This is a genomic window from Burkholderia sp. AU33803 (genome assembly GCF_002223095.1).
Taxonomy (GTDB): domain Bacteria; phylum Pseudomonadota; class Gammaproteobacteria; order Burkholderiales; family Burkholderiaceae; genus Burkholderia.
This window is the reverse complement of record NZ_NKFJ01000008.1, coordinates 271,338-292,135: the sequence shown is the minus strand read 5'-3', so window position 1 is coordinate 292,135 and position 20,798 is coordinate 271,338. Positions and strand designations below refer to the sequence as shown.

Genomic DNA, 20,798 nt, shown 5'->3' with positions numbered 1-20,798 from the left:
AGATCACGAGCGTCGACAACGCGCCTTTGCCGACCGACGTCCAGGGTTTTCCAATGAACGCGATACACCGCGATTCCTGCGGCTCGCCATCAATTTGATCCATTGAAGGATGAAGACATGAGCACGATTTACGATATTCCCGTCAACGCCATCGACGGCGCGCAAACAACCCTGCGCGCGTACGAAGGAAAAGTGCTGCTGGTGGTGAACGTGGCGTCCAAATGCGGGCTGACGCCGCAATACGAAGGTCTGGAGGCGCTCTACGAAGGCAAGCGCGCGGAGGGTCTCGAAGTGCTGGCGTTCCCCGCCAACAACTTCAAGGGGCAGGAGCCGGGCACCGATGCGGAGATCCAGTCGTTCTGCACCGGCACCTTCGGCGTGAAGTTTCCGTTGTTCTCGAAAATCTCCGTGATCGGCGACGACAAGCATCCGCTCTATCGCTCGCTCACCCAGGCGCAGCCGCAGGCGACCGGTGACGGCCCGTTCCGTACGCGTCTCGAAGGCTACGGCATTCAACCGAACCCGGCGCCCGAGGTGCTGTGGAACTTCGAGAAGTTTCTCGTGAGCCGCACGGGCGAAGTGGTCGCGCGTTTCTCGCCCGATACGACCGCGGACGACCCGAAGCTGGTCGCCGCCATCGACGCGGAGCTGGCCAAGGCCGCGTAAGCCGGCGCGCGTGACGCGTGCCGTGCCGGAGGATTGCCTGACCTGCACCCGTGGTCGAGGGTGCCAGGACGGGGCAATCCAACACCATGTCTGCCGACTTGCCACTCGCACATTGAAAACCGGAACGCGAGGGGGTGCCTGCCTCGACTGGCGAACCGGAGAATGCGTCAGACCGACAAGTCGTTCAACGGCCTGTTGACGTTGCACGACACCGTTCGGGAATTGGGCCATTGACCGATAACTTAGCGCTTGCCGAGATCCCCCGCCGCAGGCGCCTGCGCCCAGTCGAGCGCGAAGTCAGCAACCTCCTCCCAGCCTTTCTCGCCGCAGGTGTAGTGGCTGCGGCCGTCGAACAGCTTGTACGCCGAGATCGTCCGCGAACCCTTCGCATTCCTTTCGAAATTCTCGCGCTGAACAGCAGGCGGCAGGATGTTGTCGTTGCCGCCGGCGATAAAGAGCAGCGGTGCGCGCTCGTCGTTCGCGAAGTTGTAGCGCGTCGGGGCATTCGGGTTGACGTTCGCGAACGCGCCTTGAAACAGGATCCGCCCCGACACGGGCACCGCGTAGCGGTCATAGACCTTTTTCGATTCCTCGAGGCTCAGGTTGTTCGTGAACGCGTAGTGAAACTCTCTCTCGGTGATGGGCACCGCGCGATGCACGTTGGCCGGGTTGCGCAGGACCGGGAACGCCGCCTTGATCTGGCTGAACGGCAGCGCCCATACACCTTTCACCCCGGCGCCGTCGATCGAGACGCCGGCCGAGCCGTAGCCCGCGTCGAGAAGAAGCTGGGCGAACGCGCCGCCGAACGAATGCCCCATGATGATCGGCTTGGTGTCGAGTGCGGCGATGGTTCGGGCCAGGTGGTCGAAGATCTCGCGCACGCCCAGATTCACCAGCGGCGACGGGTCGCGACGCAGCGCCTCGACGCCGGCCGTGCCCGGCTGGACGCCCGGATACCCCGGCGTGATGACGCGCATGCCGCGCTGCTCGTAGCGCGTGACCCAATGTTTCCACGACAACGGTGTCATCCACAGACCGTGAATCAGTACAACCGTGTCGGTATGCGTTTCCGGATTCATATCCCTGCTCCTTTGATCGCTGAATGACGAACGTCACGCCCACGACACCTCGGTATTTCCGGAGCCGTCTGCCCCGTGCTTGCCAGCAACGAAACAAGGGGTACTACGCGATTGCCGTACCTCGAGAATAGTCTTTGACACCGGCGTCATTCAGCGTGAATGATGTGCCCATCATAAAGACCATCCGGGTACGCGACATGGCCAAGAAGCCGGAATTCTTTGCTCAAACGCCGACGACGCTGGACGATGGGGCAGATCCGTTCGCCTTCAAGCGGGATGCCTTTTCCGACGTGCTGGAGCTGATCCGCATCCGTGGCAATACGGTCTTCACGTGCGCGGCCTCGGCGCCTTTCGGGTTGCGCTTTCCTGCCGGCAAGTATCGTCTGCACATCATCCGTAGCGGCAGCGTGGCGATCGAAGTGGAGGGGCTCGACGAGCGCTATCACGCGTCGCAGGGAGACCTGGTCATGCTGATGCATGGCCACGGCCATGTCATCTCCGACCGGCCGGGCCGCTCCGCGAGTCTCGTCACGGATCTCGCGCCAAAGTACTACGATCGCGAGCGCCTGACGATCGGGAGCGGCGACACCACGTGGCTGTGCGGCGATTTCGGATTCGACGGCGTGCTGTCGCAACGGTTGCTGTCCGTGCTGCCGCCGGTACTGGTGCTGAAGGGGTTGCGGGAGCGGCCGTTCGAGTGGCTGGAGCTGAGCTGCCATTTCATCCTCGACGAGGCGTTGAGCCCGCGCGCGGGCGCCGCCGCGATGATCTCCCGATTGCTGGACGTCATCTTCGTCCAGTTGCTGCGCACCTGGGCGACGGAGGGCTCGGCAGGGCACGGGTGGCTGTCCGGCGCGATCGACAGCCGGATCAACCCGGCGATGTCGGCCATTCATGCCGATCCCGGGCGGGCGTGGAGCGTGAGTGATCTTGCCGAGTTGTCGAATCTGTCGCGGTCGGCTTTTGCGGACCGGTTCCAGCGTGTCGTGGGGCAGGCGCCGTTGAGCTATCTCACGACCTGGCGCCTGGATCGGGCGGCGGAGTTGTTGCGGTACAGCCGTGCGCCGATTTCGGATATTGCCGGGCGGGTTGGGTATACGTCGGAAGCGGCGTTCAGTCGCGCGTTTCGAGGGCGGTACGAGATGTCGCCGATGCAGTGGCGGAAGGTGAATGCGGAGTAGGGTGGGTCTGATTGCCATCCCGGCCCGGCAGATGCCGGCGGTTAGACATACGGACAATCGATCACGACGTAAACGACGTATTTCCCTCATTTCCGGCTGAATGGCGCTATTTGAGGGTTCCTCGTAAAATGCGACTTTACGGGATTTTCAGTTAACGACTTCGTCATGCATCGAATCGGATTCTTCGTTTGCCGTGGCTACGATGCGCTCGATCTGGGCGGGCCGCTGTCGGCCTTCAACCAGGTCGCCACGGCCGCGGGCCACGCGCCCTATGATCTCCACGTCATCTCGCAGTCCGGCGGCCCGGTGCCGGGCAATACGGGCCTGTCGGTCGACACGAAGCCGATCGGAAGGCGCACGTTCGACACCGTCATTTTCGTGGGCGGCGACATCGATCCGATGCAGACGCCGGAGAACATTGCCGCCGCCAAAAAACTGGGCGCCAAGGCTGCGCGGGTCGCAAGCGTGTGTACGGGGGCGTTTCTGCTCGCGGAAACCGGCTTGCTGGACGGCGTGAGGGTGACGACGCACTGGCGATACGCGGCTCAATTGCAGTCACGCTTCCCGCGCGCCAAGGTCGAGGGCGATAGCATTTATATCGAGGAGGGGCGCATCTGGACGTCGGCGGGTATCGCGTCCGGCATCGACCTGGCGCTCGGCCTGATTGAAAAAGATCTGGGCGCGGAGGTTGCGCGCGCTGTCTCCCGGCTTTTGGTGGTTCCGTATCGTCGGCCGGGCGGTCAGTCCCAATTCTCGGCGATGTCGCAGATGGAGCCGGAATCGGATCGCATCCGCATCGCGCTGAATTTTGCGCGGGAACACCTGGCGGAAGCGTTGCCTGTCGAGCGGCTCGCCGAGGCCGCACGTTTGAGCTTGCGGCAGTTCGGGCGCGCATTTCGCCGGGAAACCGGAGAAACACCGGCGAAGGCGGTCGAGCGTTTGCGTGTCGAAGCGGCACGGCTGCGCCTGCAGGGGGGCAGCGAACCGATCGAACAGATTGCGCTGGCGGTCGGGTTCACCGACCCGGAGCGGATGCGGCGGGCCTTCATCAAACTGCATGGGCACCCGCCGCAAGCGATTCGACGCGAGAGCCGAGCGAACGGCGCGCGCTGATCGACTATCCTCAGCCGGCGCGATCCGCGCTGCCTGGGCGAGGCCCCTCTCACGCACTAGCGGCGCGTTGGGTAGATCGCCAAGCGTTTCACCAGACGCTCAATGGCCATCCGCCGTCAGCGGGCCGTCATCGTTCCACATGTCGCGATGCAACTTCCACGCGCCGCCCTCTTTCAGAAAGACGAGCGTCTGCTTGCCGCGGAATTTGAGTTGTCCGTCGTGGTCGTGGACCTCCACATCCGACACCTCTGTCACGACCCGGTCGTTACCGTAGAACTCGTCATTGCTGAACGATACGGTGGCGGGCTTTGATCCGGCATACCCCTTGGTGAAGTACCCGACGATCGCGTTGCGTCCCGTGATCTTGTTGCCTCCGGGCGGCAAGAGCGTGCCGTCGCGGGTGTAGAGGCGGCCGATCGCCTCGTAATCCCCTCGCGCAAAGGCATCCGCCCACCGCGCATTCTCGGCCTTGATGGCCGCTTCGGGCGGACGTGGCGAACCACCGGCAGTCGCGGGCGCGGCGAACGCGAAGAAAGTGACGCAGGCCGCAAGGGCAGCCGTGAAAATACGGGTCTGTTGCATCGAGTGATTTCCGTGTATGGTTTTAATGTAAAGGACTGCGAAAGTTATAGGATGAAACAGGCAATGTCGGTCGCAGTGTTCATCGCAGTCTTTCGATGGATTGGCCCACATTGCCTGCAAGCGATTCAACGAACGCCCGGGACGCGTGCGAGCCCCCTGGATGCACCGGGCAGCTTCTTGTCGACCATCGCGATGACTTCCGGCCGCGCCTCTCTCGGATGGCCGGAGTGGAACGGCGGCGCGGGATCATATTCGATCACGAGCTGCGTGAGTTCGGCGGCCTGTTGACCGCGCAGCTTCGCCGCCACGCGAAGGGCGAAGTCGATGCCTGCCGTCACGCCGCCGCCGCTCATGAACCGGCCGTTGTCGTCTTCGACGAAGCGATCGGGCACGGGAATGGCGCCGTATTCGGCCAGCTTGTTGACGAAGGCCCAGTGGCAGGCGCTTCGCTTGCCGTTGAGAACGCCCGTTGCGGCCAGCACGAGCGATCCGTTGCAGACCGACGTCACATGCTTGGCACTTTCTGCCAGGCGCCGGATCTGCGCCTGATACGCGGGGCGCATCGGCGCCGACAGATTCGACCCGCCAGGGACCAGCAGCACGTCCGTCTTGTCGATATCGGCCAGCCGCTCGGTCTTGCCGTACACGACGCCGAATTCGAGCGTCACGTTGCCGCCGTCGAGGCTCGCGTAGCGAACGTTCGTATTCGGTAGCCGATGGAAGACCTCGCTGGGGCCGGCGAAGTCGAGCAGCGTGCCGCCGTCGTAATTGACGATCAGGATATCGAGCGGGTCGTTCGGGGCAAGTGCGCCGTCGCTGCCGGTCTGTGCAAGCGCAGAGGGGGCGTTTCCAAGCAGGGCGCCGCCGCCGAGGACGGCGCCGAGCGTCGCGATGCTGCCGAACTTGAGCACATCGCGGCGGGAACGACCGGCTCGGGTGAGTGGCGATCCGGGAGTATTGTTTTCGCTACTGTCGGTCAAGATCAATTCTCCTTGCGGGGCGGCCCTGCTAAGAGTGCTACCAGGCTGGGCCGCATGAAATCGCCGCCGCGATTCAAAGCGTGGCGGACGTGAGATCAGACAGGTGGATGAGCCGCGATGACACGCAGGGCGCCGGAATCGGGCGCCGCGCGCTCAAAGCTGCGAGGCGCCGCCGTCGACGACCAGTTCGGTGCCGACGACGTACGCGGATTCGTCGCTGGCGAGATAGAGCGCGGCGTTGGCGATGTCCTCGACGTTGCCCATGTGGCCCACCGGAATGGCGTTGGCGAACTCGGCCTTGCGGTCGCGAACCCATTCGTCCGGCATGCCCCACTTGGTCAGCAGCGGTGTGTCGATCGCACCGGGCGCGATCGCGTTGAAGCGGATTTTCCGGTCGAGAAACTCGTAGGACCAACTGCGGGCAAGCGATCGCACGGCGGCCTTCGCGGCTGCGGTCAACGAGATGCCATGCTTGCCGGTCTGCGCGACGAACGAGGTGTTGAGAATGAAGGACGAGCCCGCTCGCAAGTGCGGCAGCACCGCCTGAAGCGTGAACACCACGCCTTTGACGTTGATGTCCATGATCTCGTCGTAGAGCGCGTCGTCGATATCGTTGACTGCGGACGGGAACGCCCAGCCGGCGTTCGCGAACACGATATCCAGGCCGCCGAACTGCTCGCCGACTTCAGCGGCAATCGCCCGCATGTCGTTGATCGAACGCACGTCGCCCTTGAGAACGAGCGCATGCTCGCCGAGTTCGGCCCTCACGCGCTCGAACACCGCCTCGTCGCGGCCCGTCACCGCGACGCGGGCGCCTTCCGCAATGAAACGCTTCGCGGTGGCAAGACCGATGCCACTGGTACCACCGGTGATTAACGCCGACTTGTCTTTAAGCCTCATCTTTTGCTCCTTTCTACGTCGTGATTGATCGGGCGCGAAAGCGCAAGACGCGATGGCGTTTGTGCTTTTCCCTGCTCGATCTTCACGTGCAGTATGGAACGCGAAGCGGATGGCGCAAAGGTCGTATAACCCTCAAAAAACGCCACCTGGATCAAACGAGTGACGCAGGCATGTCGGCGTGAGGTGGCGGCATCGCACATCCGTACACGTGTGGCTTCAGCCCTCGTTCTCGTAAAGCAACCCATACCCACTGTTCGTCCGCTTGATACGTGCGAACCCGAGTTCCCCCAGGTGCATCCCCGCGATCAGCAGGCCGTCCGCGCTGACCTGATCGAGAAGGCGTGACCGTGTCGATGCTGCCAGCGACGCATCGTGATCGAACGCAATCGATACGTCCGGCCGTTGAATCTGGATATGCGGGAAATGCACCACGTCCCCCCAGACAAGCAGGCCTTGATCGCGGGATTCGAGGACATATCCGGTGTGTCCATCGGTGTGTCCCGGCAGCGGCAGCGCGCGGATGCCGGGGAGCACGTGTCCGTCTTCGAACAGGCGAAGTCGGTCGTCATAGGCATCGAATACCTGACGCGCCTTCGCAAAGTTGCCGCGAGCCCGCTCACTCGCGCGACTGAGATTTCCGTCGTCCTGCCAGAACCTGACCTCTCGCTGATGCACGACCAGCTCCGCATGCGGAAACGCGGCCTGTCCTGCATCATTCACCAGCCCACCGACGTGATCGGGATGCGCATGGGTCAGCAGGATGGTGTCGATCGCAGCGGGTTCGATACCGGCAAGCACCAGGTTCGTTTTGAGCTGGCCGCCCCATTGCTTGAACCCGCCAGCCCCACCGTCGATGAGAACGGTGCGGCCCGCTCCGCGTACGACGTAGCAATTGATATGAACGGCCGCGGGTTCTTTCTGTCCGGCATCACGCTGCATTTTTGATGCGTCATCCGAATCGATATTCGACAGGAAGTCGAGACTGGCAGTGAGATATCCATCGCTGATGGCGGTAATCGTGAAATCCCCGACTTGCTGAACAGGAAAGGTAAGGGCGGACATCGTGTTGCTCCGAATCGGCTAGTTGCGAGCGTGAATGGTCGACGCGGTGTAACCAAAGCACCGAATGCGCGCGGTGAGGCCGGTGCGGCGAACGATCGCCTGATCCAGCGCGTCCATGAACCGGTTCATGACCTCCGGCGTGCGCGGCGTGCCGACGCGATACCGGATGTCGGCGAAGACGGGATGTCCGTGCCCGTGCCGAACCGCCAGGAAAATGACATGGACGTTCTTGAGTTCAGCCTCGAGCACCTGCGTGCAGAGTTCGACGCAATCGCGCGACAGCGCGGCAAGGCTTTCATCAGCCGGCATCCGCGTCGCATCGATCGAGAAAGTGACGTTCGGCATCGCGGTCTACTCCTGTGCAATCGAAAGGGCGCGTGTGCTCGTCAACTGCGCCGTCATCGGCGCGTAAAGGTGAATGCCTTCCGGGAGCGCCTCGACAAGCTGCGCACTGTTCCGTGGCACGACGGCGAGCCAACGGCGCGCCGGACACTGCTCCAGCGCGACGGCCTGCATGGCCAGCGGGTGGAGGCCCAATCGAATCAGCGAATCGGGGCCGCCGGCGCTCAGTGCGAGAAGTTCATCGTCGTTTACCGCCGGCGCGAAGCCGATATCGCCGTAGAGATTCCGGTGCCAGTCGGTGATGTGTCGTTGCCACTTCGCGAAATTGCCGCCGCCTTTGCGGCGATATTCATCGCCGGTCAGGACATCGAGGCCGTCGATCGTGTGGATCGCCAGATAAACCGGGCAACCGCCGGTGATCGCCTTGAACCGCTGCGACGTGTGAAACCCCGTGACCGAGATCAGCGCGGGCAGCTTTTCAAGGCTGTAGAAGTCGTTCCATTCGGCTTCGCTGTCGAGGTCGGCGAAGCTGCATTCCACGGTATAGATCATGGGATCGTCCTTTGGGCAGGAGGCACATTCATCTGGGGAGGCGTGATGGTCAGTGCGGTAACGTAATGCTAAGCTCGCGATTCCGCGCCATAAAACGAAATAAAGTCAGCCTTCAGTGATATTTGCTCAAGCTGACGGTGAACACACTCCGACCAACGAGACGTCCATGTCCCGCAAGATCCCGAGCAATTCCGCGCTCCAGGCGTTTGAAGCCGCGGCCCGACACGGCAGCTTTGCCCGAGCCGCGGAGGAGCTGGCACGGACCGAGGGTGCCGTCAGTCGCCAGATCGGCCGGCTGGAGGCGTTCCTGGGCGTCACGCTGTTCGAGCGGATCGGCAACCGGGTACGGCTGGCGCCGAACGGTGCGCGATACGCGGTGCAGGTTCGCGAGATTCTGGATCGGCTCGAACGGGACAGCCTGTACCTGATGGGGCAGCCGATCGAAGGCGCGAGCCTCGATATCGCCGCCATCCCGACCTTCGCGACGCGCTGGCTGATCCCGCGGCTGAAACGCTTTCAGGACCGGCATCCGAACATCACCGTGCATATCGCCGAGCGGATGGAGCCGTTCCTGCTGGCCGGGAGCGGTTTCGACGCAGCGATTCATTTCGAGCATCCGGCATGGGCGGGGATGCATCCGCATCCGCTGCTGGAGGAAGTGCTGGTGCCCGTCTGCAGTCCGGCGCTGCTCGCCGGCGCCGGGGCGAACCCGTCGCTGGACGCACTGCCGCGTCTTCATCGGCGACAGAATCCCGACGCGTGGCAGGCCTATGCGCAGGCGGCCGGCATCGTGCTGACCAATTCGGCGGTGGGCGCACGCTACGACCTCCATTCGATGCTGATCGAAGCGGCGCTGGCCGGCCTGGGTGTCGCGCTGGTGCCGCGCCTGTACATCGACGCGGAGCTCGAGCAGGGGCGACTGGTTGCGCCTTGGCCGGAGGGCAAGACGGTGACGAAAAACTTCTGCCTCGTGCTACCCGAACCGATCGAGCTGGCCGACGGGCCGTTGCGGGCCTTCGCGACCTGGATGCTGGATGAAGCGCGGGGATCGGAGCCGGGCGGTAGTGCGTGACGGGCACAGGTGAATGTGCCGGCCTGCGCAACTGGCGCATGGCGCAACGCCTAAACCTGGCAGGATGCACAATGCAATATCGGTAAGCGAGACGGGATGCGTTGATGCTCGCCGCGCCGAGAGGGCTTAATCCGGCAAAAGTGCCCCGCTGACGCGCCCCGGAACTTGGTCCTGTCCCGCGATCATTGCAATCCGCTGGCCGGCAAGTACAAAGTGGACATGCATGCGGGCGACGAGAATGCCGTCGATGCTTGCTCGCACCACCGTGCGTGACTCGGCCTGGCCGTCCGTCAAAGCTGTTATCGCGCCGATCTCCGCTCCTCTGGCGACGAAACTGCCGACGGGCGCGCTCCACGTCACGATCCCTGTTCGCGTTGCCTTCAGGTGATCGACCGCCTCGAGCGCAGATATGACAGGAGGCTCGCGGTGCGCCGGTGGTCGGCCGTCGACGACGAAGCCCTTGATTCTCAGGAAGTCGATTAGCGCGCCTGCGTCGCAAGCGGCGAGTGTGTCGGACACGTCCCGCTGGCCCCGTAGTTCGACGACCGCGGCGAAACCCTGTCGCGATCCGCATTGCATGCCGCATCGCCGGAGAGCAGACCATGCGTCGTGAAACGACTGGTCGAACGTGCTGCCACCGGCGCTGTCCTCGAGAAGCAACACGGGAGCATTCAGGCACCGAGATAGCGAGACCGCACGTTGTTCGTGCGCCCAGTTGCCGTACACGTGCATCACGGCAGTTTTGTCGCAGTGCAGATCCAGAACCATGTCGTGCGCAAATGCGCGCCACAGCAAGATCGTTTTCAGATACGCGACCGGATCGCTTCCCTGTTCGGCAGGCCTGGCCAATTCCATCAACCGGTATTTCGCGTCGTCGCGATTCGTCGGGTAGCTTCCGCCTGTGAATTGCCGCACGACTTCCGAACCGATATCGGGGAAGCGGCGATCGAAATTGCCGCTGCCCGCCCAGTCGAACCGACCGGTCAGCGTTCCGCCGACGAACTGTTGCATGCCGACCGGATTGGCCCATGTCATGACGGTGACGCGCCCGGCCAATGCCCGATCGAATTCGAGCGATTCCAACCTCGCCAGAAGATGCTGGATCACGAGAAGCCCCGGCACTTCACCGGCATGCAAGGCCGCCTGGAAATAGACGGAATGTTCCGCATCCTTCGGGCCGAACGTGTACTCGCGCAGTGTCATCCGCGTCCCGGGCGAGAGATCGGGAAGCGGGAGATCCATGATTTCCATGTTTGGTCCTGGCCTGAGACGAATGGGATGCGTGTCGACGAGCGGTCAGAAATCCAGCAGCAAATTGCCGGGATCGCGACCGACGAGCGGGACGTCGCCGGCAATCAGTGCCGCGCGTTGTCCCGGACGCACGAGTTTCTGGAGTTGACGCACAACCATCACGCCGTCAATCGGGCTGACAACCGGAACGCGCGAATTGATCTCCGGACCGTCGAGTCGAACGATCTCGGCAAACGTCTCGCCTGCCGCAATCCGGTCCCCAGGGGTGCGCCGATACACGATCACGCCGGCGCAAGGGCAACGAACGTGGGCCGCGCCTTCCAGCGGAAACGCTTCGGGTGACGCGAGTCCTGCGCAGTCGTCGAACGGGTCGGGAAAAGACAGGACACCTTCGGATTCGGCAAAGCGCAGCAATCTTGTGGCATCGGTCGACGCGAGCGCGTCGTTGACGTCCGACTGGCCGCGCAATTCGATCGTCGCGGAAAAGCCGCTCGCCTCGCCATCGAACAGGCCTGCCCGCTGCAGTTCGCCCCATGCGCCCGAATGGCTCTGATCGAACGCGCCCCCTCCGGCGCCGGCGGGTTCCAGCAGAACGACCGGGGCGTCGACCCACCACGCCACCTTCATTGCGCGTTCACGCTGGAGCGTCGATGCGTAGACGTGGGCGATGGCATCGGTGTCGCAGTGAAGGTCGATGACGATGTCATGCTCGATCGCCAGCCTGGCCAATTCAAGCTTCATCGCGGCCGCCGGGCTCATTGCGTTGCCGCCGTCCAGCAGGCCGCGAAAGAAACGCTTCCACTCGGAACGCGTGAGGCTCGATGCATCGTCTTCGCGCAAACGCTGTGCGACGGCTCGCCCGAGTGCCGGGAAGTTCCTGTTGAAGTTCTCACCGTTCTCGAAATCGAAGCGCCCGACGACAGGGCCAAAGAGCCGCTGCGACAGACCGATCGGATTGGCAAACGGGACGACCGTGACGCAACCGTCGATGCGCCCGTCCCGGTCCAGCGCGTGCAGTGCCTCGAGCATGTGTTGCAGGACAAGCAGGCCGGGATGCTCGTCCGCATGCAGGCCGGCATGGAAATAGATGCTGCGGCCGTGATCGATATTGCCGAACCGGTGCGCCGTCAGGCTGAGCGCAACCCCTGGCGCCGGCGACGGCAGGGGAATCTCGATGCGTCGATAGGTCATGCGTGGTTTCCTCTCGTGTGGTTCGGTGCCGTGGGAGGGCGGGCACCGACCGGGTGCTCGTTCGTCGATCCCCGGCTGGATCCGCGTTCCATGATTGAAAAATGGATTTTTCAGTCTACTATGGACATTTGAGTTTAGGAAGCGGATACTTTGGGCAGGTTGTCCCACAGGAATGTCGGGTCGCAGTGGAATTCGCGATCGGGCAACAGGCGGAAGCCGCCTGCAACGGAGATGTCGCGCCGGATGCAGTGCTGACCTACTCGTTTTCTATACACGCGGCCGATGGCAGACCGCGCAATCCATATCAAAGGAACGGACTGACATGAAAATCAAGGAATTCGGTGTCGAGCGCTGGATGGATCTCTACGAGCACCACTGCGCGTACAACCTTGCGGAAACGTGTGTCGAATCGCTGACCGTCGACCAGCTGCTCACGCTGACCGGTCGTCAGGAGTCCGTACTCGACGACCTGCGGCCGATGAAGCTGACGTACGGCGCGATCGAAGGGACATCCCGGCTGCGCGAGGCGATCGCTCGCACGTATTCGAAGCAGTCGGCGGCTAACGTGATCGTGACGCACGGTGCAATCGGCGGGAATGCATTGATCTACGAAACGCTCGTCGAACCCGGCGACACCGTCGTTTCAGTCATGCCGACTTATCAGCAGCACTACTCGATTCCGGAGAGCTATGGCGCAAACGTCAAGGTCCTGAAGCTCCGCGAAGAGAACGGCTTCTTGCCGGATCTTGCCGAACTCGAGTCGCTCGTCGACGGAAAAACGCGCCTCATCGCCATCAACAACCCGAACAACCCGACAGGATCGCTGATGGACGAAGCCTTTCTGAGCAAGGTCGCGGAGATCGCTCGCCGTTGCGATGCCCATGTCCTTTGCGACGAGGTGTATCGCGGCACGGATCAGGAGGGGAGCGGGTATAGCGCGTCGATCGCGGACCTCTACGAAAAGGGCATCAGCACGGCCAGCATGTCGAAGACCTATTCGCTTGCGGGGTTGCGTCTGGGCTGGATTGCCGGTCCGACCGACCTGATTCGGGCAGTCGCCGTCCATCGCGACTACAACACCATCAGCGTGGGGATGATCGACGACTACTTCGCCACCCTCGCGCTCGAGCACCGCGATGCGATCATGAAGCGCAATCTCGATATCGTCCGCACCAATCTCGCGATCCTCGAGGCGTGGGTCGACCGGGAGCCCGCGATTTCCTGGATCAAGCCGAAATCGGGCACGACTGCGCTGCTGAAATATGCGTTCGACATGCCGTCGCGTGAGTTCTGTGTTGAATTGCTGGAGGCGACGGGTGTGATGTTCACGCCGGGGAGTGCGCTCGAGATGGAAGGTTACGTCCGGATCGGTTATGCAAACCACCGCGATGTCCTCGAGAAGGGGCTGGCACGCGTATCGGATTACCTGCGTACGAAGGCAAGCTGACGGGCACGGGTATCGACCCGCGGATACCGGTGCCGAGGCGGCGCCGGATCCTTCATTCGAGCCCGACTAAAAAGTACATGACGATCAATCGACGTCGACGGCAAGGCGGTCGGTCATTCCGGTCTCTTGCCTGAAGACGCGACGTGCTCGCTGCACCGATCGTTGCATGGACCTAACCTGGTGTGAGGAGACGGTGATGAGGAAGCAAGGTGTTCGAGCGGTGTTCGCGGTTGCGCTTGCGGCGATGGCGATGTGGGGAGAAGGGGTTCAAGCGGAAGGCGTCAAGACCATTCGGTTCGGCCTGGAAGCCGCGTACCCCCCGTTCGAATCAAAGGCGACGTCCGGACAGCTCGAGGGCTTCGACATCGACCTCGGGAATGCGCTCTGCGCACAACTGAAGGCGAAATGCGTGTGGGTGGAGAATGCCTACGACGGCTTGATTCCCGCGTTGCAGGCGCGCAAGTTCGACGCAATCGATTCGGCGATGAACATCAACGCGAAACGGGCCGAACAGGTGGATTTCACGGTGCCGCTGTATCTGACGCCGGCCCAGCTCGTCGCGCGCAAGGGCAGCACGCTGCGGCCGACGCCCGAGGCACTCGCGGGGCATAGCGTCGGCGTGCTGCAGGGGTCGATCCAGGAACAGTATGCGAAGCAGATGTGGGCGCCGAAGCATGTGAGCGTCCAGAGCTATCAGACCCAGGACGAGGTGTATGCGGACCTGGTGATGGGGCGTATCGACGCGACGTTCGTGGACGCGACGGCGGCGAGCCTCGGGTTCCTGAGCAAACCGAGCGGAAAGGATTTCGCATTCGCCGGGAACCCCGTCAATGATGCGAAAATCATCGGCACGGGTGTCGGCATTGCGGTGCGCAAGGGCGACCACTCGCTTCGCGAGGCGCTCAATGGGGCATTTGCCGAACTCAAACGCAACGGCACCTATCAGCAGCTTCTGAAAAAGTATTTTACGGTGGACCTGGCAGTGCATTGACCGGAGACGGACGTGCACTGCGTCAGGTCTGCATCGATTCGGAAAAACAGACATGAGCAGAGCACCATCGCCCGCCAACGGATCCACCGGCAAGACGGGCGATCGAACCAGGACGAGCGCGACGAAGCGCGGCAAACGGCAGGCGGGTACGGGGCAGGTTGCCCCGCACCACGCGGTTGCCGATGCGATCGCGCTACTGTTCCAGCCTTATACGGAAGTCGTGCTGCACGACCTCTCGACGCAAACGGTCGCATACGTTGCGAACAATTTGTCCAAGCGGGAGGTGGGCGACGATTCGGCACTCGAGGAAATCGGTTTCGACGAACAGGAGAATGTGATCGGCCCGTACGAAAAGCTCGGCTGGGACGGTCGCAAGATCCGCTCGATCAGTGCCGTGTTGCGAACCGAGTCGGGTGAGCCTGTCGGGGTCATGTGCATCAATTTTCACCAGGCCGCGCTCGATCAGGCAAAGCAGGCACTCGAACTATTGCTGTCGAGCGCGGTGCTGCAGCCGCAACCGGAGAAGCTGTTCCGCGACGATTGGCAGGATCGGGTGAATGTCTTCCTCGATCACTGGCTGCAGGAGCGCAAGCTCACGTTGTCGATGCTGACACGAGAGCATAAGCGTGAACTCGTCGCGGCGTTGTATGCGGAAGGCGCATTCAACGGAAAGAGCGCCGCGAACTATGTCGCAAAGGTCCTGGCGTTGGGGCGCGCGACGATCTTCAACTATCTGAAGGAGCTCAGAGGTGAAGGGTGACGGAGCGTTTGTTTGACCGGATCGAGGAAGCACATCGCGCGATTCGCCCTCAGGCGGCGGTGACGCCCCTGGCGTTCAGCCCGATGCTGTCCGCGGTCTTCGGGCGTCGCGGATATCTGAAGTGCGAGCACCTGCAACATGCAGGTTCGTTCAAGTTTCGCGGCGCCACGAACCCGGTGCGGCTCCCGGATGCGAAGACGCGGCGGAACGGCAAGACCCCTGGGGCTTCACCGGGAGCGTTTTCATCGGTCTTCCCCTGTCCTGACGAAAATCAGTTCGACGAGTCAGTCAGCATTCTCCATTAAACTCGCCGGCACCGAAGCGCGTCGGCCGCACGGATTATGTCGTTGGCGCGCGACAAATGGCATTGTTCCGGTAAGCAAGGGCATTCTCGATGAAACCGATTCCGGTGCTCGTGTGCCGATCGCCGATTATTCACGTTTCAAACGGATTCACGCGCCGGCGGCCCGTGCCGCGCGGTTCCGGCCGGCGAGCGCGAGGGTGCCCGCCCCGTCGTGTCCAGACAGGGGATTCATGGATTGAATGCGCGCCGATTCAAAAGATAAATTTTGGAAAGACTCTGGCACGGGATATGCTTGACGGGTTTTATCCGCTCGGAACCTGCGCCGGATATTCGTCAGCATAATCAGGCAGGAGCATGAACTGGTTTGCCCTGACAACACCATCGATTAGAGGATCGATCGTTTGTGAAATTCGCGCGGGAGTGCCAAGCTGCGCGCGGAGCAAGGTCGTACACGGATTGAGTTGGGTGACGTGAAACGCAGGCCGTAATTCCTCGCGACGGCCACTACTGACAGTTCAGGATATGACATTACAGATTGGGGTCCCTCTGGAGACGGCCCACGAGGAGCGGCGCGTAGCGACCGTTCCCGACGTGGTCGAAAAGCTGATCAAGCTCGGGTTCTCGGTGGCCGTGCAAAGCGGCGCCGGCACCGGCGCGAACTTCAGCGATGACGACTACCGCACGGCCGGCGCCGAAGTCGTGCCGACGGCCGCCGATCTATGGGGCCGCAGCGACATCGTCCTCAAGGTGCGCCCGCCGAGCAGCGATGAAGTCGCGCTGATGCGCGAGGGCGGCACGCTGATCGGCTTCGTCTGGCCGGCCCAGAACCCTGAACTGATGCAGCAGCTGGCCGCGAAGCGGGCCACGGTGCTGGCGATCGATTCGCTGCCGCGCACGCTGTCGCGCGCGCAGAAGATGGATGCGCTCACGTCGATGGCCGGCGTGAGCGGCTACCGCGCCGTCATCGAGGCGGCCCATGCATTCGGCCGCTACTTCAACGGGCAGATCACGGCCGCGGGCAAGGTGCCGCCGGCCAAGGTGTTCATCGCCGGCGCGGGTGTCGCCGGCCTCGCGGCGATCGGCACGGCCGCGGGCCTCGGCGCGATCGTGCGCGCCAACGACACGCGCGCGGAAGTGGCCGACCAGGTCAAGTCGCTGGGCGGGGAATTCGTCAAGGTCGACTACGAGGAAGAAGGCTCGGGCGGCGGCGGCTACGCGAAGGTGATGAGCGAAGGCTTCCAGCAGGCGCAGCGCGCGATGTACGCGCAGCAGGCCAAGGAGGCGGACATCATCATCACCACCGCGCTGATTCCCGGCAAGCCGGCGCCGAAGCTGATCACGGCCGAGATGGTGCAGTCGATGAAGCCGGGCAGCGTGATCATCGACATGGCCGGCGAACAAGGCGGCAACTGCGAACTGACGGTGCCGGGCGAAGCCGTGGTGCGTCATGGCGTGACCATCGTCGGCTACACGGATCTCGCGTCGCGCCTGGCACGACAGTCGTCGACGCTGTATGCGACCAACCTGCTGCGCGTGGTCGAGGAGCTGTGCAAGGGCAAGGACGGCACGATCAACGTCGACTTCAGCGACGACGCGATCCGCGGCCTCACGGTCATCAAGGAAGGCAACGTCACGTGGCCGCCCCCGCCGATCCAGCAGCCGGCCGCCGCCCCGAAACCCGCCACGCCGCCGGTCGCGGCCACCGCGTCCAAGGGCCACGGCCACGGCAGCGGCGCGCCGATGTCGGCGAAGTCGCTCGCCATCACGTTCGCCGTCGGCGCACTGTTGTTCCTGCTGGTCGGCCAGTTCGCGCCGGCCACGTTCCTCGCGCACTTCACGGTGTTCGTACTGGCCTGCTTCGTCGGCTACATGGTGATCTGGAACGTTACGCCGTCGCTGCATACGCCGCTGATGAGCGTCACCAACGCGATCTCGTCGATCATCGCGATCGGCGCGCTGGTGCAGGTCGCGCCGCCGTTGGGCGACGCGGCGGCGGAGGGCCGTCCGTCCGGGCTGATCCTGGGCCTGGCGGTGGGCGCGCTGACGCTCACGGCCGTCAACATGTTCGGCGGCTTCGCGGTGACGCGACGCATGCTGGCGATGTTCCGCAAGTAAGGAGACGATAACAATGACTTCCAATCTGACTACCGTCTCCTATATCGGCGCGGCCATCCTCTTCATTCTCAGCCTCGGCGGGCTGGCCAATCCCGAAACCGCACGGCGCGGCAACCTGCTCGGCATGATCGGCATGCTGATCGCCGTGCTCGCCACGGTGCTCGGCCCGCGCGTGTCGGCCGAGGGCATTCCGTACATCGTGGCTGCGCTGGTCGTCGGCGGCGCGGTGGGGCTCTACGCCGCGAAGAAGGTGCAGATGACGCAGATGCCCGAGCTGGTTGCGCTGATGCACAGCCTGGTCGGCCTGGCGGCGTGCCTGGTGGGCTTCGCGAGCTACATCGATACGTCGGTGCAGTACACGGGCGCGGAGCACGCGATCCACGAAGTGGAAATTTATGTCGGCATCCTGATCGGTGCGGTGACCTTCGCGGGCTCGGTGATCGCATTCGGCAAGCTCTCCGGCAAGATCGGCGGCAAGCCGTTGCTGCTGCCGGCCCGGCACTGGCTCAACCTGGCCGCGCTGGTGGTGGTGATCGTGTTCGGTCGCGCGTTCCTGCATGCGGAGACGGTCCAGGACGGCATGACGCCGCTCATCGTGATGACGGTGGTGTCGCTGCTGTTCGGCGTGCACATGGTGATGGCGATCGGCGGCGCGGACATGCCCGTCGTGGTGTCGATGCTCAACAGCTACTCGGGCTGGGCGGCGGCCGCTACCGGCTTCATGCTCGGAAACGACCTGCTGATCGTGATCGGCGCGCTGGTGGGCTCGTCGGGCGCGATCCTGTCGTACATCATGTGCCGCGCGATGAACCGCAACTTCATCAGCGTGATTGCCGGCGGCTTCGGCACCGGCAGCGGTGCGCCCGCGGCGGCCGGCGGCAGTGCGCAGCCGGCCGGCGAAGTGGTGGCGGTGAGCGCGCTGGAGACGGCCGAGCTGCTGCGCGATGCGAAGAGCGTGATCATCGTGCCGGGGTACGGGATGGCCGTGGCGCAAGCGCAGCACACCGTGCATGAACTCACGAAGGTGTTGCGCGAGAAGGGCGTCGACGTGCGTTTCGCGATCCATCCGGTGGCCGGGCGCATGCCGGGGCACATGAACGTGCTGCTCGCCGAGGCGAAGGTGCCTTACGACATCGTGATGGAGATGGACGAGATCAACGGCGATTTCCCCGAAGCCGACGTGTCGATGGTGATCGGCGCGAACGACATCGTGAACCCGGCGGCGCAGGAAGATCCGGCCAGCCCGATCGCCGGCATGCCGGTGCTCGAGGTGTGGAAGGCGAAGACGTCGATCGTGATGAAGCGCAGCATGGCGTCCGGCTATGCGGGCGTCGACAATCCGCTGTTCTACAAGGACAACAACCGGATGCTGTTCGGCGACGCGAAGAAGATGCTGGACGAGGTGTTCGGCGCGTTGAAGGCCTGACGGTGCGCATGGCCCGGTGCGAACGATCGCCGGCTGCGGTGTTGGGCAGTCGGTTGATCGGGGCCCGGCGCGCCGGGTAGGCGCATCGCGACGGTCACGGAAGTGCGGGGCGGGTGGGTCCGTTTCGCACTTCCTTCCATAAAATGACGGCGATCGATTGTCGATGCGCCGATCTCCCTCCGCCAGCCACCACACTGGATCCTTCCCGGCGATTGCGCCCGCGACGCTACCGTCTATCCAGCGAATCCAAGCGCCGCAAAAGTGACGACCCTTGCGTCGCACGCGCGCGCCAACGCCGGATCGTAAGTCGAAAAAAAGACGGCACGGTCTGCAGCCAGCGTCTTGAACAGATCGATCAGCACCGCACGCGACGCGGCATCGAGCCCGCTGTCCGGATCGTCGGCGATCACGACGGCGGGCGCGCCGAGCGTCGTCGCCGTCAGGAACAGTTTCTTGCGCGTGCCGAACGACATCTGCTCGAAGCGCTTCTCAAGATGTGGGCCGAGCCCGAATCGATCGGCCAGCTCGAGCGTGCGGGCGTCGACGACGGTCTTCCTGCCGGCCGCCACGAGATCGAGAAACGCGCGCCCGGTCTGGAGCGGATAGGCGAGGCAATCGTCAGGCACGTACGCCAGCGCGGATTTTGCATCGTGCGGCGCGGTGCGCAGCGAATGGCCGCCGATCCACACCTCGCCCTCGTCCGCGTCGAGCGTGCCGGCGAGCATGGCGAGCAACGTCGATTTGCCACTGCCGGTTTCGTCGCACAGCGCGACGCATCCGGCGCCGGATGCGTAGTGGAGTCCGTTGAAGATGACGCGCTTGTCGTAGCGCTTGCCGAGATTGTCGAAGCGGAGCATGGGTCGGTAGTCAAACGAAAATTCGCCGGGTGAGCGCGACCGACATCACGGTCGGCAGCAGGCCCGGCAACACGGATGGTCGGGACGCGTAGCGTGCCGGCCGATAGTGTAATGCGACACGCGACGCGCCCGCGGCCACGTGCCGTCAGTGAAGAACGGCAGCGGGCGATTCCTACTTGCTCTCGTCCAGCGCATCGTTCCAAATCTTCGCGCCCTGCTGATGTGAAGCAATGCCGTTGAAGAATGAGTCAATGGCGGCGCCGATATCAAAGTCATCGCACTTGTCCCACAAGATGAGTTTGGGCTTGTGTACACGGAAGTTGCCGCTGCTCTTCGGTGTGTAGGCCACCGCAATGGCCGCCTTTGCCCACGGGAAAGCGTAGGAACGCGCTTCCAAAATGATCGCGTCAACCTTTTTGCCTTCTGGCGTCGCGATCCGGCCGTCGTATGCCAGCACACCGTCATTTGCATTGAACGGGTCGCTCTCGAGCTGCTTTCGGCCGTGCTCGACTGCCTCGCCTACGTCATCGAACACCAGCCGCTCGAATTTTCGCTGACCATCGTCAGTCTGAAATGCCATCATAGGGACAAGGCCATCTGCGTCGGAGATACACCAGACGGCATGCGCAGCAACAAAACCAGCGAGTTCAAAGGCGGTGAGCATGTTGGTGGGGCGGATAGGTTGGGGGTTGGGCGCTCATGTGACTGCGAAAGGTTGCCTTGGCGGCCCGAGTTCGCCTGCGGCCCGCAAGGGTGCACTCGACGTCGGCCATTCACCCAGTTGCAGGCGATCTCGGCCGACAGCCAATTGTAGAACGGTGCCGCCTGCAAGCAAATTCAGGCGCATCCCCCAGGATTGGGCGATCGTTTCCCAAGCCGCACGTGCTGCTACGCCGAAAGTCGAGGCACGCGCGTCATACGGCTCGG

Annotated in this window: 21 protein-coding genes; 10 read left to right on the top strand and 11 right to left on the bottom strand. The window is 63.3% G+C overall.

All coding sequences use genetic code 11. The features are described from left to right. Positions 1–117 precede the first annotated feature (117 nt). Positions 118–666 (top strand): glutathione peroxidase, encoded by a 549-nt coding sequence (locus CFB41_RS32850; protein WP_089444356.1) that lies wholly within the window; start codon positions 118–120, stop codon positions 664–666. A gap of 242 nt (positions 667–908) precedes the next feature. Here CFB41_RS32850 and CFB41_RS32845 read toward each other — a convergent pair whose 3' ends face one another. Further along, positions 909–1,745: an alpha/beta hydrolase gene (locus CFB41_RS32845; RefSeq protein WP_089459474.1), complete on the bottom strand. Its 837-nt coding sequence runs from the start codon at positions 1,743–1,745 to the stop codon at positions 909–911. Between the two features lie 197 nt (positions 1,746–1,942). On the opposite strand from CFB41_RS32845, the gene CFB41_RS32840 reads away from it, so the two are divergent. After that, positions 1,943–2,926, top strand: coding sequence for an AraC family transcriptional regulator (locus tag CFB41_RS32840; protein WP_089464081.1), 984 nt, complete (start codon positions 1,943–1,945; stop codon positions 2,924–2,926). A 165-nt stretch (positions 2,927–3,091) separates the two neighbouring features. Then, entirely contained in the window at positions 3,092–4,039 is a 948-nt protein-coding gene (locus tag CFB41_RS32835; protein WP_089459472.1) for a GlxA family transcriptional regulator, read from the top strand. A 99-nt stretch (positions 4,040–4,138) separates the two neighbouring features. Here the strand turns inward: CFB41_RS32835 and CFB41_RS32830 are convergent, their stop codons facing one another. The 6 genes from CFB41_RS32830 to CFB41_RS32805 form a co-directional block, all read right to left on the bottom strand. Further along, positions 4,139–4,621 (bottom strand): SgcJ/EcaC family oxidoreductase, encoded by a 483-nt coding sequence (locus CFB41_RS32830; protein ID WP_089459471.1) that lies wholly within the window; start codon positions 4,619–4,621, stop codon positions 4,139–4,141. A 125-nt stretch (positions 4,622–4,746) separates the two neighbouring features. Further along, positions 4,747–5,601, bottom strand: a complete 855-nt coding sequence (locus CFB41_RS32825; protein ID WP_089459470.1) for a DJ-1/PfpI family protein — start codon at positions 5,599–5,601, stop codon at positions 4,747–4,749. 153 nt (positions 5,602–5,754) lie between these two features. Continuing rightward, on the bottom strand, positions 5,755–6,501 hold the full coding sequence (locus CFB41_RS32820; RefSeq protein ID WP_089459469.1) for an SDR family oxidoreductase: 747 nt from the start codon (positions 6,499–6,501) through the stop codon (positions 5,755–5,757). A 216-nt stretch (positions 6,502–6,717) separates the two neighbouring features. Continuing rightward, positions 6,718–7,563, bottom strand: a complete 846-nt coding sequence (locus CFB41_RS32815; protein WP_089459468.1) for an MBL fold metallo-hydrolase — start codon at positions 7,561–7,563, stop codon at positions 6,718–6,720. Between the two features lie 18 nt (positions 7,564–7,581). Then, positions 7,582–7,908, bottom strand: coding sequence for a hypothetical protein (locus tag CFB41_RS32810; protein ID WP_089444348.1), 327 nt, complete (start codon positions 7,906–7,908; stop codon positions 7,582–7,584). Positions 7,909–7,914: 6 nt separating this feature from the next. After that, on the bottom strand, positions 7,915–8,457 hold the full coding sequence (locus tag CFB41_RS32805) for a sugar ABC transporter (RefSeq protein WP_089459467.1): 543 nt from the start codon (positions 8,455–8,457) through the stop codon (positions 7,915–7,917). 166 nt (positions 8,458–8,623) lie between these two features. Here CFB41_RS32805 and CFB41_RS32800 point away from each other — a divergent pair, with 166 nt between their 5' ends. After that, complete coding sequence (locus tag CFB41_RS32800) at positions 8,624–9,529, top strand: LysR substrate-binding domain-containing protein (protein WP_089459466.1); 906 nt, start codon at positions 8,624–8,626, stop codon at positions 9,527–9,529. A gap of 126 nt (positions 9,530–9,655) precedes the next feature. Here CFB41_RS32800 and CFB41_RS32795 read toward each other — a convergent pair whose 3' ends face one another. Both CFB41_RS32795 and CFB41_RS32790 read right to left on the bottom strand, forming a co-directional pair. Further along, positions 9,656–10,780, bottom strand: coding sequence for a succinylglutamate desuccinylase/aspartoacylase family protein (locus CFB41_RS32795; protein ID WP_089459465.1), 1,125 nt, complete (start codon positions 10,778–10,780; stop codon positions 9,656–9,658). Between the two features lie 45 nt (positions 10,781–10,825). After that, positions 10,826–11,971 (bottom strand): succinylglutamate desuccinylase/aspartoacylase family protein, encoded by a 1,146-nt coding sequence (locus tag CFB41_RS32790; RefSeq protein WP_089459464.1) that lies wholly within the window; start codon positions 11,969–11,971, stop codon positions 10,826–10,828. A gap of 322 nt (positions 11,972–12,293) precedes the next feature. On the opposite strand from CFB41_RS32790, the gene CFB41_RS32785 reads away from it, so the two are divergent. From CFB41_RS32785 to pntB, 6 genes are all read left to right on the top strand, one after another. Beyond that, entirely contained in the window at positions 12,294–13,418 is a 1,125-nt protein-coding gene (locus tag CFB41_RS32785; protein ID WP_089444343.1) for an aminotransferase, read from the top strand. A gap of 166 nt (positions 13,419–13,584) precedes the next feature. Then, the gene (locus CFB41_RS32780; protein WP_373558636.1) at positions 13,585–14,409 is read left to right on the top strand and encodes an ABC transporter substrate-binding protein; all 825 of its coding nucleotides are present in this window, start codon (positions 13,585–13,587) and stop codon (positions 14,407–14,409) included. A gap of 52 nt (positions 14,410–14,461) precedes the next feature. After that, the gene (locus CFB41_RS32775) at positions 14,462–15,169 is read left to right on the top strand and encodes a transcriptional regulator (RefSeq protein WP_089444341.1); all 708 of its coding nucleotides are present in this window, start codon (positions 14,462–14,464) and stop codon (positions 15,167–15,169) included. Next, positions 15,166–15,474 (top strand): pyridoxal-phosphate dependent enzyme, encoded by a 309-nt coding sequence (locus CFB41_RS32770; RefSeq protein ID WP_089459462.1) that lies wholly within the window; start codon positions 15,166–15,168, stop codon positions 15,472–15,474. Before CFB41_RS32775 ends, CFB41_RS32770 begins: the two co-directional genes overlap by 4 nt. A 521-nt stretch (positions 15,475–15,995) precedes the next feature. Beyond that, positions 15,996–17,588 (top strand): Re/Si-specific NAD(P)(+) transhydrogenase subunit alpha, encoded by a 1,593-nt coding sequence (locus CFB41_RS32765; protein WP_089459461.1) that lies wholly within the window; start codon positions 15,996–15,998, stop codon positions 17,586–17,588. A gap of 13 nt (positions 17,589–17,601) precedes the next feature. Next, on the top strand, positions 17,602–19,014 hold the full coding sequence (gene pntB / locus CFB41_RS32760; protein ID WP_089459460.1) for a Re/Si-specific NAD(P)(+) transhydrogenase subunit beta: 1,413 nt from the start codon (positions 17,602–17,604) through the stop codon (positions 19,012–19,014). Positions 19,015–19,247: 233 nt separating this feature from the next. On the opposite strand, the gene CFB41_RS32755 is transcribed toward pntB, so the two are convergent. Together CFB41_RS32755 and CFB41_RS32750 are read right to left on the bottom strand one after the other, a co-directional pair. Continuing rightward, positions 19,248–19,871 carry an ATP-binding cassette domain-containing protein gene (locus tag CFB41_RS32755; protein WP_089459459.1) on the bottom strand — a complete coding sequence of 208 codons (624 nt, stop codon included), beginning with the start codon at positions 19,869–19,871 and terminating at the stop codon, positions 19,248–19,250. 172 nt (positions 19,872–20,043) lie between these two features. Next, positions 20,044–20,535, bottom strand: coding sequence for a hypothetical protein (locus CFB41_RS32750; protein ID WP_089444336.1), 492 nt, complete (start codon positions 20,533–20,535; stop codon positions 20,044–20,046). Positions 20,536–20,798: the final 263 nt, after the last annotated feature.